Annotated in this window: 11 protein-coding genes; 6 read left to right on the top strand and 5 right to left on the bottom strand. The window is 71.5% G+C overall.

Annotated elements, in window-relative coordinates; translation table 11 throughout:
* Positions 1-7: 7 nt before the first annotated feature.
* Positions 8-1,141, top strand: a complete 1,134-nt coding sequence (wecB, locus tag ACTRO_RS38635; protein WP_211244560.1) for a non-hydrolyzing UDP-N-acetylglucosamine 2-epimerase — start codon at positions 8-10, stop codon at positions 1,139-1,141.
* 7 nt (positions 1,142-1,148) lie between these two features.
* Here the strand turns inward: wecB and ACTRO_RS44535 are convergent, their stop codons facing one another.
* The 4 genes from ACTRO_RS44535 to ACTRO_RS38655 form a co-directional block, all read right to left on the bottom strand.
* On the bottom strand, positions 1,149-2,216 hold the full coding sequence (locus tag ACTRO_RS44535) for a GGDEF domain-containing protein (RefSeq protein ID WP_051452055.1): 1,068 nt from the start codon (positions 2,214-2,216) through the stop codon (positions 1,149-1,151).
* Positions 2,217-2,235: 19 nt separating this feature from the next.
* Entirely contained in the window at positions 2,236-2,439 is a 204-nt protein-coding gene (locus ACTRO_RS38645) for a hypothetical protein (RefSeq protein WP_157436687.1), read from the bottom strand.
* A 99-nt stretch (positions 2,440-2,538) separates the two neighbouring features.
* Entirely contained in the window at positions 2,539-4,035 is a 1,497-nt protein-coding gene (locus ACTRO_RS38650) for a beta-N-acetylhexosaminidase (RefSeq protein ID WP_051452056.1), read from the bottom strand.
* Positions 4,032-4,853: an SAM-dependent methyltransferase gene (locus ACTRO_RS38655; RefSeq protein WP_034271296.1), complete on the bottom strand. Its 822-nt coding sequence runs from the start codon at positions 4,851-4,853 to the stop codon at positions 4,032-4,034. Before ACTRO_RS38655 ends, ACTRO_RS38650 begins: the two co-directional genes overlap by 4 nt.
* 200 nt (positions 4,854-5,053) lie before the next feature.
* Here ACTRO_RS38655 and ACTRO_RS38660 point away from each other — a divergent pair, with 200 nt between their 5' ends.
* On the top strand, positions 5,054-6,373 hold the full coding sequence (locus ACTRO_RS38660) for a ricin-type beta-trefoil lectin domain protein (protein ID WP_034271298.1): 1,320 nt from the start codon (positions 5,054-5,056) through the stop codon (positions 6,371-6,373).
* 67 nt (positions 6,374-6,440) lie between these two features.
* On the opposite strand, the gene ACTRO_RS38665 is transcribed toward ACTRO_RS38660, so the two are convergent.
* Positions 6,441-9,248 carry a cellulose binding domain-containing protein gene (locus tag ACTRO_RS38665; protein WP_034271302.1) on the bottom strand — a complete coding sequence of 936 codons (2,808 nt, stop codon included), beginning with the start codon at positions 9,246-9,248 and terminating at the stop codon, positions 6,441-6,443.
* Positions 9,249-9,527: 279 nt separating this feature from the next.
* On the opposite strand from ACTRO_RS38665, the gene ACTRO_RS38670 reads away from it, so the two are divergent.
* Genes ACTRO_RS38670 through ACTRO_RS38685 form a run of 4 tightly spaced genes read left to right on the top strand, consistent with a single transcriptional unit; the run spans position 9,528 to position 15,981 of the window.
* Positions 9,528-11,249: an acyclic terpene utilization AtuA family protein gene (locus ACTRO_RS38670; RefSeq protein WP_084316858.1), complete on the top strand. Its 1,722-nt coding sequence runs from the start codon at positions 9,528-9,530 to the stop codon at positions 11,247-11,249.
* Complete coding sequence (locus ACTRO_RS38675) at positions 11,246-12,844, top strand: acyl-CoA carboxylase subunit beta (protein ID WP_034271306.1); 1,599 nt, start codon at positions 11,246-11,248, stop codon at positions 12,842-12,844. Before ACTRO_RS38670 ends, ACTRO_RS38675 begins: the two co-directional genes overlap by 4 nt.
* Before the next feature lie 15 nt (positions 12,845-12,859).
* Positions 12,860-14,818 (top strand): ATP-binding protein, encoded by a 1,959-nt coding sequence (locus tag ACTRO_RS38680; protein WP_034271309.1) that lies wholly within the window; start codon positions 12,860-12,862, stop codon positions 14,816-14,818.
* Positions 14,815-15,981, top strand: a complete 1,167-nt coding sequence (locus ACTRO_RS38685) for an acyl-CoA dehydrogenase family protein (protein ID WP_034271311.1) — start codon at positions 14,815-14,817, stop codon at positions 15,979-15,981. The genes ACTRO_RS38680 and ACTRO_RS38685 overlap by 4 nt, the downstream gene beginning before the upstream one ends.
* The last annotated feature ends 24 nt before the right edge of the window (positions 15,982-16,005 follow it).

Here is a 16,005-nt window from a genome sequence, read left to right on the forward strand (position 1 = left end):
AGAGGCCGTGTACGATCCCTGCGCATCCATCCTCAACGGCTCGGTCGCCTTCGTCCTCGGCACCCGGCGCGAGATCGTCAAACTCGCCCCGCTGACCGGACTGTTCGCCGACGCCGCCCGGGTCATCCACACCGGCCAGCACTACGACGCGCGCCTGGACGAGGTCTTCTTCACCGACTGCGGCATGCGCCGGCCCGACGTCACCCTCGGCGTGGGCGGGATGTCCCGGGCCGGGCAGGTGGCGGCGGCGGTGGCGAACCTGGACACGCTCTTCGCCGCCGCGCGGCCGGCCGCCGTGGTGGTCCAGGGCGACACCAACTCCGCGCTGGCCGGGGCACTGGCCGCGAACGCCTACGGCATCCCGCTGGTGCACGTGGAGGCCGGGCTGCGCAGCCACGACCGGCGGATGCCGGAGGAGAACAACCGAACCCTGATCGACCACGTCTCCGACCTGTTGTGCGCCCCCACCCGCGGCAACGTGGAGAACCTGGTGGCCGAACGGCTCGACCCGCAGCTGGTCGAGCTGACCGGGAACACCGTGGTCGAGGCGCTGCGCCAGTCCCTGCCCGGACCCGAGGCGCGGGCCAAGGTGCTGGCCGAGGTGGGTGTGCAGGCCGGCCGGTACGTGCTCGCCACCATCCACCGCCCGGAGAACACCGACGACCCGCGCGTGCTCGGCGCGATCGTCGCCGAGCTCGAGGCGATCGGCGCGGCCGGGCGGCCGGTGCTCTTCCCGGTGCACCCGCGCACCCGGGCCGCCCTGACCCGGGTCACCGGCGGGCGGCTGGCCGAGGGGCTCTCCGCCTGCGACCCGCTCGGCTACCGCGAGTTCCTCGCCCTGGTGGCCGAATGCGCGCTGGTGGTCTCCGACTCCGGCGGTATCCAGGAGGAGACGACCGTGCTCGGCCGCCCGCTCGTGCTGGTGCGCCGCAGCACCGAACGGCCCGAGGCCCTGGCCGACTTCGCGTGCCTGGCCGAACCCGGCCCGGCGATCAGCCTCGCCGCCTTCACCCTGCTGGCCGACGTCGAGTCCGTCCACGCCCGGCTCAGTGTGCTGCCTTCGCCGTTCGGCGACGGCCGGGCCTCCTTCCGGATCAGGGACGCGATGTTCCGGCGGGTGCCCGGATTGGGCGCGCGCTGACGGCCCGTCAATCCGCCGGCGCCCCAAGGCCGGGCGTGTAGAGCGCGATCCGGTCGCGGCCGTTGCGCTTGGCCGCGTAGAGGGCGTGGTCGGCGTTGGTGAGCAGGCCTGACACGCCGAGCTTGGAGCCGGGCGCGAGCTCGGCGACGCCGACACTGACGGTGATCCGGTGCGGCCATCCGGCGGAATCCGTCGCGATCCGGCCGCGCAGCTGATCGGCTCGCACCGCGGCGTCGGCCAGCTCGCAGTCCACCATCAGCGCGGTGAACTCCTCGCCGCCGTGGCGCGCGGTGACGTCGCCCTCGCGCGTCTCGCGCTCCAGCAGCCTGGCCAGCCGGCGCAACGCCTCGTCGCCGGCGTCGTGCCCGGCCGTGTCGTTGAGCCGTTTGAACCGGTCGATGTCGATCATCAGCAGGCACAGCGCGGCCCCGCGCCGGCCGTGCTCGGCCGCCTGCCGCCGGAGCGCGTCGAGCAGCGTGCGCCGGTTGGCCAGGCCGGTCAACGGATCCGTGCTCGCCTGCCGGCCGAGCTCGGCCACCAGGCCGCGCACCCGGCGCTGCAGGGTGACGACGACCAGGCCGGTGAGTACCAGCGTCGCCGCCATCGGGCTGTAGTCGGTCAGGCCGAGGTGCGGGTCCACGAAGCTCGCGCCGATCAGCGCGATCACGCAGGCGAGGGTGGTGGCCCAGGTGACCGGCTCGGTGAGCAGGCAGCTCGAGTAGAGCACCGGCCAGAGCATCAGCACCGCGCCGGTCGGGGTCATCACCCGGCTCCAGAGCATCGGCAGCGCGGTCAGGAAGACGGCCAGGAACGGCAGCGCGACGGCGTAGCGTTCGGCCAGCCGGTTGCGCCAGATCAGCAGCACCAGGCCGATCACCCCGGCCACGCCCGCGCAGGTGAACGCCACCGTCCACACCGTGCCCGGGCCGCGGTCACGCGGCGGGAGCCCCTGGCGGAAGGCGACCGCCGAGGCCGTGCTCAGCGCCGCGCCCACCAGGAAGAAGCCCCCGGAGGCGGTGTAGAGCGTGCGCCGGGCGGCCTGGGGCACCGGGATCGGCGGCGGGGCCTCGAGCACGGCCGGCGGGCGGCGCTGCTCAGCCGCGCCCGGCCGGGCGCCCCGGCCGCGCCGGCGCTCCGCCCTCGTCCCCGTCGGCCTCGCCCGGCCCCGGCCCGTCGGCCACGACCGAGGCGATCTCGACGGTGTCCTCGCCCGGCTTTCCCGCGGGCCGCCACGGCTCGCCGGACGCCTCCGCGACGGCCGTCTTCCGCTTTCCCCGCAAGACGTCCCTCAGACCCACGGCACTCTCCGTTCCCTTGCATCGGCAGGTACGTCAAGATGCCTGCCCGGCACGGGCGCGGAGCGCACCTGACGTGCTCCGTATGAGGGAGGGGCGCCCCTAGGCGGCCCAGACCTCGGGGGCGCGGAAGTAGTTGCGGCCCTGGGCCTCCCAGCGCTCGGCGTGGGCGGCCAGGCGGGTGCGGTAGTCCGCCCAGTCGCGGTGCACGGAGCTCCAGCCGACCTCGGCGTGGCCGGGCAGCCGCGGGAAGATCAGGTACTCGGCCTCGGTCATGGTCGCGACGGTCTCGGTCCACAGCGCCGCCTCGAGGCCGAGCACCCGCTCGGCCTCGACCTCGCCGAGGTAGCCGACCGGGTCCCACTCGTACGCCTGACGCACGGGCACGTAGCCGGACCAGTCCAGCCCGAACGGCGAGTCCGGCCCGTACTGCATGTCAAGGTACGAGTGCGAGGCGGGGGAGACGATCGCCGAGGCGCCCTTGGCCACCGCGTCGCGGAACTCGTCGTCGCTCACGCCGTGCTCGACCGTCTGCCGCCCGTGGTTGCGGCCCCAGTACTGGGCCACCACTTCGGCCGGCACGCCGGAGGCGACGATCTCCTCCCAGCCGATCACGGTCTTGCCGGTGGCCGCGGCGATCTCGGCCGCTCGGCGCAGGAAGCGGCCGAAGGCCTCCTGGTCGAGGACGTCCACCTCGTCGCCGCCGAGGTGCAGGTACGGCCCCGGCGTCATGGCGGCGAGGTCGCCGAAGACGTCCGCGAGGAACGTGTACGTCGCCTCGTTGTCGGGATCGAGCGTGCTGAAGCCGACGTCGGTGCCGCGGTACTGCCGCGGCTGATAGTCCTTCAGCCCGAGCTCCGGGTACGCCAGCAGCGCGGCGTTGGTGTGGCCGGGGACGTCCACCTCCGGCACGACCGTGATGAACCGGTCCGCCGCGTAGGAGACCAGCTCGGCGTAGTCGGCCTGCGTGTAGAAGCCGCCCGCGCCCTCGCCCACCTGGAACCCGGAGGCCTTCGCGGTCAGCTCCGGCCGGCTCGGGATCTCGATCCGCCAGCCCTGATCGTCGCTCAGATGCAGGTGCAGGTGGTTGAACTTGTACGCGGCCAGCGCATCGATCAGCCTCTTGACATCAGGGACCGGGAAGAAGTGCCGGGCCACGTCCAGCATCGCCGAACGGTAGCCGAACCGGGGACGGTCGGCGATCTCCACGCAGGGCACGGTCCAGTCCGCCGCGGCGACGAGGGCGCCGTCCTCCACCGCGGCCGGGAGCAGCTGACGCAGCGTCTGCACGCCGCGGAACAGGCCCTGCGCGGTCGCCGCGCGCAGCGTCACCGTCTCGGTGGCGATCGTCAGCGCGTACGCCTCGTCCCCGCCGGCCGCCTCGCCCACCGACGGGTCCAGCGCGACCAGCACGTCGCCGTCCTCGCCGACCGGCAGCGGCAGGCCGGTGGGCACGCGCAGCGACGCCGCGAGGTACTCGGCCACCCGCAGCGCGTCGCCGGTCAGGCCGGGCGCGGCGATCGCGCTCTCGGCGGTCAGCCGGAACGTGCCCGGCAGTTCGTGGACCGCCAGCGGCCGGGGGATCAGTGCGAGCGTCATGCGTTCTTCCTTCCGACGGCGGCGTATCCGCTGTATCTGGTCACGTCGCCGCCGAGCGGATCGGGGGACGGCCGCCCGTCCGGCCGCCAGCAGGTCATGTCCACCAGCCCGGGCTCGGCGAGGTCGTATCCGGCGAGCAGCGCCTCGACCTCGGACCGGCTGCGGTAGTGCATCTGATGGCTGGCCTTGCGGTAGACCGCCTCGGCGCGCTCGGCCATCTCCGGATCGTAGTCGTTGGTCGCGTGCGTGATCGCGATGGCCGAGCCCGGCGCGCTGGCGTCCCGGTACCGGCCGACCACCTCGGCCGGCTCGTCCCGGTCCGGCAGGAAGTGCAGCACCGCGATCATCAGCAGGGCGATCGGGCGGGAGAAGTCGAACAGTTCGGCGGTCACCGGATGCTTGAGCACGTACGCCGGGTCGCGCAGGTCGGCCAGCACCACGCCGGTGTGCGGGGTGCGGCCGAGCAGCGCCCGGCCGTGCGCGGCGGCCACCGGGTCCACGTCCACGTAGACGACCCGGGCCCGCGGATTGACCCGCTGCGCGGTCTCGTGCACGGTGCCGGCCGTGGGCATGCCCGAACCGAGATCGAGGAATTGGTCCACCCCCGCGGCGGCCAGGTATCGTACGACCCGGTGCAGCACCGCACGCTGGGCCCGGGCGATGGCCGGCATGTCGGGCAGGACCTGCAGGTACTCCAGCGCGAGCCGGCGGTCGGCGGCGAAGTTGTTCGAGCCGCCGAGGAAGAAGTCGTACATGCGGGCGACCGAGGGCCGTTCGATGTCGATCTCGTCCGGGGCCCACGGTGGGCGTTGATTCACGCTGAAGCCTCAGCTCTCACGGAATGATCAGCGGAGCACATTGTGTCACAACGGTCGCGTACGTTCGTGTTCTCGGGCGCAGGCCGGCCGTGCGTTCGAGCCACCCCTCGACGCGCGCGGTCCCACGCCCGGCAGCGTACTCCTTATAATGCCTCGGACAAGCTTCGGTGGCCCCACTATGGCGAAGGGCGAAACGGCACGTGACTGGCGATCCCTGGCGGCCCGCGGACGAGTCCGGCGCCGCCCCGGCCCCGCAGGGGCCGTACCACGAGCAAGCGTATCCGCAGCAGTCGGGCTATCCGGAGCAGGCGTATCCGCAGCAGCCGGGCTATCCGGAGCAGGCGTACCCGCAGCAGCCGGGGTGGGCCGCCGCGCCCGATCCGCAGGGCTGGAACGCGCCCGCGCCCGGCTACCCGGCCGACCCGCAGCCGACCCAGGTCGTGGGCGGCTACGGACAGTCGCAGTGGCCGGCCGGCGGGTACGCCGCGGACGTGCAGCCGACTCAGGTGGCGCCGTCGTGGCCCGCGGACGTGCAGCCGACTCAGGTGGCCCCTTCCTGGCCCGCCGCCGGGTACGACCAGCAGCCCACCCAGCTCGCTTATCAGGCCCCGCAGACGCAGCTGCCGCAGCAGGCCCCGGCGCCCGCGCAGGCGCCCGCGCAGCAGCCCTCGAGCCGGCTCGCGCAGAACTGGGGCGCCCCGGCCGCCAGCGCCTTCTCCCAGCCGGCCGCGCCCGCGCGGCAGGACGCCGGGTATCAGCCCACTTCGGTCCTCCCGCCGCAGCCCGGCCGGGCCGCCGGCTACCGGGACGAGTACCAGGACGCATACTCCGACCCGGACGGAGGCCGGACGCCGGTCGGATCGAGCAAGCTGCCCCGGTTCGTCCGCGAGCACCCGACCGAGGTCGGCCTCTGCGCGGCCGGCGTAGTCGCCGCCCTGGTCATCGTGGGCGTGCTGTCCCTGGGCGGCGGAGGGGGCGATCCGACCACGCAGGCGGCCAGCACCCCGGCCGCGCAGAGCACTGTCGCGACCGCGAGCCAGAGCGCGCAAGCCGTCGTCGTGCCCGAAGACACCCCGTCGCCCTCGCCGTCCTCCGCCTCGCCCTCGCCGAGTGCCGCCACCGTGCTCACCGTCGGGGCCACCGGGCCGCTGGCCAACGCCGCGTCAGGCCTCTGCCTCACCACCAGCGACCCGGCGTTCGGTCAGGGCTCTACCATCGTGCTCGCCGCGTGCGGCCAGGCGCCCACCCAGGAGTGGACGCTGACCGGTTCGAACCAGCTGACCCAGAACAACAACGCCGGCTGCCTCGACGACTACGGCATGGGTACCACGGCCGGCACCGAGGTCGACCTGGGGGCCTGCAACGGCGGCGCCAACCAGCAGTGGACGCTGCTGCCGGACGGCACGATCGTGGGCAAGTCCACCAGCCTGTGCGTGAGCCCGATCGGCGACGGCTCGGCGGCCGGCACCCAGGTCGTGCTCGAGGGCTGCGACGGGTCGGCCGCCCAGCGCTGGAGCTGAGCGCGGCACGAGACGGCGGCGGCCGCCCGCGGAGTGCGGGCGGCCGCCGTGTTCGTTCTCAGATGCGTCAGGTGCAGGTGGTGCCGTTCACCGTGAACGAGGTCGGCGGCGAATCGCTGCTCGTCCAGGTGCCCTGCATCCCGAAGCTGGTGTTGCCTCCGGGTGCGATGGTGCCGTTGTAAGCGGCGTTCGTGACGGTGACCGCCTTGCCCGATTGGGTGTAGCCGCCTTCGTTCCAGGCACCGGTGACCTTCTGGTCTCCGACGAAGCTGAAGCCCACCGACCAACTGCTCAAGGTGGTGCTGCCGGTGTTGTTGATCACCACGGTCGAGGTGAAGCCGCCGCCCCACTCGCTGTTGGTGGTGTAGGTGACGTGACAGCGGAACCCGGTGGCCACCGAACTCGGACTCGCGCTGGCCGACGCGCTCGCGGAGGGCGAGGCGCTCTTGCTCGGGCTCGCGCTGGCCGATGCGCTCGCGGAGGGCGAGGCGCTCTTGCTGGCGCTGGCCGAGGCGGACGCGCTCGCCGAAGCGCTGCCGGTGGAGCCGCCCGAGGCCACGCCCATCATGATGCCGCGTCCGTTGGTCCCGACGTACACCCGGCCGTAGACGTTGAGGTCACCGGTGATGGCCGCGCCGATGTTGCCCCACTGGTGCTTGTCGTCGTTGATCCGGGTCCAGGTCGCGCCCTCGTCGTCCGAGCGGAAGATGCCCTGGACGCCGTTGACCGTGGCGATCGAGTACAGCGCCAGGTAGCCGCCCGAGGTGGCCGACTTGCCGAAGCCGAGGTTCAGCGCCGCGGAGACGCTGCTGAGCTGGGTGAAGCTCGTACCCTGGTTCGTCGAGTGCCAGATCCCCGAGGTGCCGGTGGACGAGCCGCCGGTGACCCACACGTCCCCGGCCACGCCCGGCAGGGCCTTGATGTACAGGGTGCCGGTGGCGGGCAGGTTGGTCACGGTCGCGGTGAACGAGGCGCCGCCGTTGGTCGAGACGTAGAAGGTGCCGGCGGACTCGCCGTAGTACACCTTCGGGTTCACCTTGTCGGCGGCGATGGCCGCGCCGGCCGGGATGCCGGTCGAGGCGGTCCAGGAGCTGCCGTTGTTGGTGGAGTAGTACACCCCGGTGCCGGCCGGCGACCACACCACGGAGCTGGCGTCCGCGGCGATCGCGGCTCGTCCGCCGCCGGTGACGTTCGGCGGCTCGCTCGAGGCCTGCCACCAGTTGGTGCCGTCGTTGGTGGAGAAGCCGATCCGGTTGGTGTTCGCGTTGGCGCTCTGCGTCTTGTCCACGTCGCCGGTGCGCACCAGGTCGGACGGGTCGAGCCCGGCGTAGTCCAGGCTGTCGCCGCTGGCCAGGTTCGGCGAGGTGTACATCATCGACGGAACGCTGGTCAGCGAGGTGTGCACGAAGCCGTCGAGGTCGCCCAGGGCGGAGATCAGCGGCGCGCCGGTGGGCGGGCTGATCAGGTCGTTGACCGCGGTTTCCTCGAGTCCTGAGACGTAGGGCTGGATGCTGAAGGTGGTGCCGCTGTCCCAGTTGGTCAGGTTCGTGGTGCCGTAGAGGGTGGCGCCGGTGCCGTAGAACATCCGGTTGCTGTTGAACGGGTCGATCGCCAGGCCCTCGGTCATCCAGCCCAGCGTGGGCGACTCGACCGGCTCGACGGTGGAGTTGCCGAAGGTGAGCCAGGGGGTGGCCGAGATGTTCAGGGTGTAGGCGTCGGACCGGTTCGGATAGCTGGTGAAGTTCCAGGCCGATTTCCAGGTCGCGCCGCCGTCGGTACTGCGGTAGATGAAGGTGTCCGGCCACCAGGAGCTGTATCCGGTCACCATGATCGTGTTCGGATGCTCTTGGTCGATGGACAGGCCCGAATAACCGAAGTAGTCCCCTGAGGTGTTCGAGGAGGGAACCGGGCTGATCTGGGTCCAGGTGCCGGTGGCGATGGCGTACTTCCACACGTCGCCGGAGGCGCCGTCGTACGGGCCGCCGGTGTTGGACGTGGTGATGTACAGATACGAGCCGGTCGGGTCCACCTGGCCCTTGTGGGCGAGGAATCCGGTCGGCTGGCCGGCCACGCGGGTCCAGCTGGTGCCGCCGTTGGTGGACTCGTACACCGTGTTCTGCAGGTCGGCCACGCCCACGAAGACGGTCGGGGTCGCGGTGCCCGAGGTGCCGGAGGCCTTGTCGAAGGCCACCCAGGTCACGCCCTCGTTGTCGGACTCGTAGCCGGTCGTGTCGGACGCGTCCTGGACGTAGTCGCCGACGTTCGGGAACGAGGTGACCTGGGACCAGGTGACGCCGGAGTCGGTCGACTTCCAGAGCCCGTGGCCGCTCGGCGCGCCGAAGTAGAGCACGTTGTCGTTGTTCGGGTCCACGGCCAGGCGCTCGCCCATGCCGCGGCCGGGCATGTTGCCGCCGAGCTTGAACGGCAGCTGCGTCTCGGACCAGGTGTTGCCCTGGTCGGAGGAGCGCAGGATGGCGCCGTCGTACGGGTCCCAGGAGTTGGTGTACATGCCGGCGGCGACGAACACCTTGTTGGTGTTGATCGGGTCCGCGGCCACGGACACCGCGCCCATCAGGTTCCAGTTGCTCTGGCCCACCCAGTCCATCAGCGGGGTCCACGAGGTGGTCGACTGGTTCCAGCGGTAGACGCCGCCGATGTCGGTGCGGGCGTAGACGACGTTCGCGGCACCGGTGTTGAAGATGATGTCCGGAACGAAGCCGCCGCCGCCGATCGGGACGTTGCTCCACGAGTACGCGGTCGTGGCCGGTGTCGCCGCCGCCGCCGGCGAGAGCACCGCTTCGGCTATCAGCGGGGCCGCGGCCGCGGCCATCGCGGTGGCCGCGGCGACTAAGCCGCGGGCCCAGGGTATGCGCATGACGCTCTGTTCCGCCCTTCTTCGTCGAAGCGCTTCGATGATGAATGCGCGTCGTCACCGTAGATTCGAAGAAACCCTTCGGCAATAGCTTCGAAGCGCTTCGATCTATGAGCTCGGGGGCTGAGATGAAAGTTTCGGGTTCGCCGCGTCGGGACCGTGCGGGACCGTGCCGGGATCGTGGGCGGGCACGGCTTCGGCAGAAAACAAGCATGCACGCTTGATTTTTTCTTGATGCTCTGCCAGCGTGTACCGCGTGCGGGCGAGCGAGGGAGGGTTCTGATGATGCCGGAAGACCCGGAGATCCCGCTGCGGATCGGCAACGCCTCGGGGTTCTACGGGGACAGGTTCGCCGCGGTGCGCGAGATGCTCGCCGACGGACCGCTGGACGTGCTCACCGGCGACTACCTGGCCGAGCTGACCATGGCGCTGCTCGCGGTGAACCGGCTCAAGGACCCGGCGTACGGCTACGCGCGCACCTTCCTGCGGCAGATGGAGGACTGTCTCGGCCTGGCCGTCGAGCGGGGTGTCAGCATCGTGACGAACGCGGGCGGGCTCAACCCGGGGGCGCTGGCCTTCCGGCTGCGCGAGCTCGCCGCCCGGCTCTGCGTGGACGCGCGCGTCGCCTGGGTCGAAGGCGACGACGTGCTCGGCCGCGCCGATCTCGGTTTGCCGCCGAGCCTGCTCGCCGCCAACGCCTACCTCGGCGCGTTCGGTATCGCAGAAGCCTTGCGTGCCGGGGCGGACGTCGTGGTCACCGGCCGGGTCACCGACGCGTCGCTCGTCGTCGGACCGGCCGCCGCGCACTTCGGCTGGACCCGCGACGAACTCGACCGCCTGGCCGGCGCCACGGTGGCAGGGCACATACTCGAGTGCGGCGCGCAGGCCACCGGCGGCAACTTCTCCTTCTTCACCGAGATCGACGCGCGCCACCCCGGCTTCCCGCTGGCCGAGGTCTACGCCGACGGCAGGTGCGTCGTCACGAAGCATCCGGACACCGGCGGCGCCGTCACGGTTGAGACCGTCACCGCGCAACTGCTCTACGAGACCGACGGCGCCAGATATGCGGGCCCTGACGTCACGACCAGGCTTGACGGGATCAGGCTTCACCAGCAGGGTCCGGATCGCGTCTTGATCGACGGCGCGGTCGGCGAACCGCCGCCGCCGACCCTCAAAGTCGGCATCAATCGGCAAGGCGGATTCCGCAACGAGGTCGTCTTCGTGCTCACCGGCCTCGATATCGAGGAGAAGGCCGCGCTCGTGCGCGAGCAGATGGACGCGGCGTTCGGCGAGCGCAGGCCGGCCGAGGTCCGCTGGAGCCTCGCGCGCACCGATCACGCGGACGCCGCCGTCGAGGAGGAGGCCAGCGCCATGCTGCGGCTCGTCGTCCGAGACGTCGACGCGCACACGGTCGGCCGCGCGGTCAGCGACGCGGCCGTGCAGCTCGCCCTCGCCGGATACCCCGGCTTCCACCTCACCGCGCCGCCTGCCGACGCGTCGCCTTACGGCGTATTCGAGGCCGTATACATCGGCGCCTCGCGGGTCGGCCACGTGGCGATCACGGCGGACGACCGTCGCGTAGAGATACACACTCCGACCGTGACGCTCCCGCTCGAACCCGTCGCGGAACCCGAACTGCCTGCGCCGCTGCCGCCCGGCCCGACGCGCCGCGCCCCGCTCGGCCGCGTCGTCGGAGCACGCAGCGGCGACAAAGGCGGCGACGCGAACATCGGCCTGTGGGCGCGTAGCGATGAAGGCTGGTGCTGGCTGGCCCACACGCTCACTGTCGAGCAATTCAGGCAGCTGCTACCAGAGGTCGCCACTCTGGCGGTGACCCGCCACCTGCTGCCCAACCTGCGCGCAGTCAACTTCGTCGTACACGGGCTGCTCGGCCAGGGCGTCGGGGCCCAAGCGCGGTTCGATCCGCAGGCCAAGGCCGTGGGGGAGTGGCTGCGCTCCCGGTACCTCGACATCCCCGAACTCCTGTTGGAGCAGCGGCCATGACCCTTCTCGCCACACGCCTCGACCCGCGGGGTGAGGAGTACCGCACCCGTCGTGCCGCCATGCTCGCCGACCTCGACGCGCTCGCCGCCGAGCATGCCAAGGCGCTCGCGGGTGGCGGGCCGAAGTACGTCGACCGCCACCGTTCGCGCGGGAAACTCCTTGCCCGCGAACGGATAGAGCTTCTGCTCGACCCGGACGCGCCGTTCCTCGAGCTCTCCCCACTGGCCGCCTGGGGCACGGAGTACCCCGTCGGCGCGGCCCTGGTGACCGGGATCGGCGTGGTCGAAGGCACCGAGTGCCTGATCACCGCCAGCGATCCGACCGTGCGCGGCGGTGCTAGCAACGCCTGGACATTGAAGAAGGCGTTGCGGGCCAACGAGATCGCGCTCGCCAACCGACTGCCGGTGATCAACCTGGTCGAGTCCGGTGGCGCGGATCTGCAGGCCCAGAAAGACGTCTTCATCCCCGGCGGCGCGCTCTTCCGCGACCTCACGCGGCTGTCCGCGGCCGGCATCCCCACGATCGCCGTCGTCTTCGGCAACTCCACCGCCGGCGGCGCGTACATCCCCGGCATGTCAGACCACGTGGTCATGGTCAAGGAACGCGCCAAGGTCTTCCTCGCCGGGCCACCGCTGGTCAAAGTGGCCACAGGCGAGGATGCCGACGACGAATCACTTGGCGGCGCCGAGATGCACGCGAGAACCTCGGGCCTGGCCGACTACTTCGCCCTCGACGAGGCCGACGCGCTGCACACCGCCCGCCGGATCGTCCGCCGCCTCAACTGGACCAAACTCGGGCCGTCGCCCGCGCCGGAAGTGCTCGCCCCCGCCTACGACGAGGAGGAGCTGCTCGGCCTCGTCCCCGGCGACCTCAAGACGCCGTTCGACCCGCGCGAGGTGATCGCCCGAGTCGTCGACGGCTCGGACTTCGACGAGTTCAAAGCCGAGTACGGCCCGAGCCTCGCCACCGGCTGGGCGCGCGTGCACGGCTACCCGGTGGGCGTGCTCGCGAACGCGCGCGGAGTGCTCTTCAGCGCGGAATCGCAGAAGGCTGCGCAGTTCATCCAGCTGGCCAATCAGCGCGACGTCCCCTTGGTCTTCCTGCACAACACCACCGGCTACATGGTCGGCCGCGACTACGAGCAGGCCGGGATCATCAAGCACGGCGCGATGATGATCAACGCGGTCTCCAACAGCCGCGTCCCGCACCTGTCGATCCTGATGGGCGCGAGCTACGGCGCAGGCCACTACGGCATGTGCGGCCGAGCCTTCGAACCCAGATTCCTGTTCGCCTGGCCGAGTGCACGGGCTGCCGTGATGGGCCCGAAGCAGCTGGCCGGAGTGCTCTCTTTGGTATCGCGCCAATCCGCCGCGGCGGCCGGGCGCGTGTTCGACGAGGACGGCGATGCGGCGATCCGGGCGGTGGTGGAGCAGCAGGTGGAGGCGGAATCAATGCCCGCATTCCTTTCCGGCCGGCTGTACGACGACGGGGTGATCGACCCGCGCGACACCCGCACCGTGCTCGGCCTGTGCCTGTCCGCGGTCCACGGCGCGCCGGTGCGCGGCGCCGGCGGCTACGGCGTCTACCGGATGTGAGAGGGCTGATCGAGGATGATCACGTCACTGCTGGTGGCGAACCGCGGTGAGATCGCGCGCCGGATCTTCCGCACCTGTCGGGATCTCGGCGTCGCCACCGTCGCGGTCTACTCCGACGCGGACGCGCGGGCGCCGCACGTGTGCGAGGCCGACCTGGCCGTCCGGCTGCCCGGCACCGCCCCCGCGGACACCTACCTGCGCGCGGACCTGCTGGTCCGTGCCGCGCAGACAGCCGGCGCGGACGCGGTGCACCCCGGCTACGGCTTCCTGTCCGAGGACGCCGCGTTCGCCCGTGCGGTGATCGATGCCGGGCTGCACTGGATCGGCCCATCGCCCGAGGCGATCGCGGATATGGGTTCGAAGACGCGTGCCAAAGTGCTGATGCAGGCCGCCGGCGTGCCCGTCTTCGCCGCGCTGGACCCGGCGGCGGTGACCGAAGCCGACCTGCCCCTGCTGGTCAAGGCCGCAGCAGGCGGAGGCGGCCGCGGCATGCGCGTCGTGCGTGACCTCAGCACCCTGACGGGCGTGATGGAGTCCGCGCGCGCCGAGGCTGAAGCCGCGTTCGGCTCGGGCGAGGTCTTCCTCGAGCCCTATATCGAGCGCGGCCGCCACGTGGAGGTGCAAGTCCTCGTCGATACGCACGGGACGGTCTGGACCCTGGGCGAGCGCGACTGCTCGATCCAGCGACGGCACCAGAAGGTGATCGAGGAGACCCCGGCCCCCGGCCAGTCGGACGCGCAGCGCGCCGAACTCGCCGCCGCGGCGACGGCGGCCGCGAGCACGATCGCGTACACCGGCGCCGGAACCGTCGAGTTCCTGCTCGCGCCCGACGGAAGGTTCCGCTTCCTGGAGATGAACACGCGTCTGCAGGTCGAGCATCCGGTGACCGAGTGCGTCACCGGCCTCGACCTCGTCGCGTGGCAGCTGCGCATCGCCGAGGGCGCCGCGCTCCCGCCGACTCCCCCCGCCCCGCGCGGCCACGCGATCGAGGCGCGGATCTACGCCGAGGACCCGGCCCAGGACTGGCTGCCGGCGACCGGGACGGTGCGGCGCTTCGAGGTGGGTGGGTCGGAGGATCGGCGGACGGACTGGGGAATCCGGCTCGACAGCGCGGTCGGCCCCGGCTCTGTCATCGGCGTCGAGTACGACGCGATGCTCGCCAAACTCATCGCCTGGGCCCCGACTCGCGAGGCAGCCGCCCGGTTGCTCGCCGCCACGCTTGCCCGGGCACGCATCCACGGTGTCGTGACCGATCGGGACCTGCTTGTCCGGGTTCTGCGTCACCCCGCGTTTCTTTCCGGCGATGTGCATACGGCCTTCCTCGGCGAGCATGCTCCGAACCTCGCCGCGTCAGCGAAGGACGATCTGGCCGCGCTCTCGGCTCTCGCGGCTGCGCTGGCGGATGCAGCACAGCGTTCTGCTTCTGGGCCCGCCTCCGCTGCGATTCCCTCCGGCTGGCGCAATCTGCGCTCCCAGTCGCAGGTCAAGGTCTATCAGGATGCTTCCGGGGCCGAATACGAGGTGCGCTACGCGTTCTCCCGTGACGGCCTGCGCGCCGAAGCGTTCCCCGACGTCAGTCTCGTGGCCTCGAGCCCCTCACGCGTCGTGCTAGAACGCAATGGCCTGCGACGCGTATTCGACGTCGGCGTCTACGAATCCGACCCAGTCGTCTACGTCGACACCGCTGACTTCGCCATATCCCTGACGCCGGTCAGCCGCTTCCCCTCCGCAACCGCGCAGCTCGATCCCGGCTCGCTTCTCGCGCCCATGCCGGGCACCGTCGTGCGGGTCGCGGTCGCGGAGGGAGATTCCGTCACTGCCGGGCAGCCGTTGCTGTGGCTGGAGGCGATGAAGATGGAGCACGTCGTCGTCGCGCCCGCGTCCGGTGTGCTCGCCAAGCTTCCCGTCCGCCCGGGTGAACAGGTCGCCGTGGGCGCCGTCCTCGCCGTCGTCGACAAGGAGCCCAACCGGTGAATGACTTCGCTTTCGACACCGAGGAACGCCGCGCGCTCCGCGTGGCGGTCGGCGCGTTCGGGCGACGCTATGGCGCCGCCTACATGCAGGAGCGTGCCCGCGCGGGCGGGAGCAGCGACGAGCTCTGGCGCGAGGCCGGCCGGCTCGGCTACCTCGGCGTCAGCCTGCCGGAGGAGTACGGCGGCGGGGGCGGGGGCATCGCAGACCTCGTCGTCGTCCTCGAGGAGCTGGCGACCGCCGGCTGCCCGCTGCTGCTGCTCGTCGTGACACCCGCGATCTGCGGCAGCATCATCGCCCGCTTCGGCACCGAGGATCAGAAGCGGCGTCACCTGCCCGGCTTCGCCGACGGCACCGTGCGGATGGCGTTCGGCATCACGGAACCGGATGCGGGCTCGAACTCGCACCGGATCACCACGACCGCCCGCCGCGACGGGGACGACTGGATCCTCAGCGGTCGCAAGGTCTTCATATCGGCCGTCGACACGTGCGAATCGGTGATGGTGGTCGCGCGCACCGAGGACGCCCGCACCGGCAAGCTCAAGCCCGCCCTGTTCATCGTGCCGCTGGGCACGGCCGGCTTCGAGTACCGGGCCATCCCGATGGAGATCGTCTCGCCCGAGCGGCAGTTCCAGCTCTTCTTCGACGACGTGCGCCTGCCCGCGGCCGCCCTCGTCGGCGAGGACGAGGACGCAGCCCTGCTGCAGCTGTTCGCCGGGCTCAACCCGGAGCGGATCATGGTCGCGGCCTTCGCCACCGGCATCGGCCGGTTCGCGCTCGACCGTGCCGTGGACTACGCCAAGTCCCGGGTCGTGTTCAAGGACGCCATCGGCGCGCATCAGGGTCTCGCGCATCCGCTCGCGCAGTGCCGGATCGAGATCGAGCTGGCCCGCCTGATGACCCAGAAGGCCGCGCTGCTCAACGACGCCGGCGACGACGTGGGCGCGGGCGAGGCGGCCAACATGGCCAAGTACGCCGCCGCCGAGGCCGCCGTGCACAGCGTGGACCAGGCCGTGCAGACCCTCGGCGGCAACGGCCTGACGCAGGAGTACGGCTTGGGCGCGCTGATCACGGTCACCCGGGCCACCCGTGTGGCGCCGGTCAGCCGCGAGATGATCCTCAACTACGTGGCGCAGCACACCCTCGGACTGCCTAAGTCATACTGATCCACACGCATGTACGTACGGGAA

The sequence above is a fragment of the Actinospica robiniae DSM 44927 genome (assembly GCF_000504285.1).
GTDB classification, from domain to species: Bacteria; Actinomycetota; Actinomycetes; order Streptomycetales; family Catenulisporaceae; genus Actinospica; species Actinospica robiniae.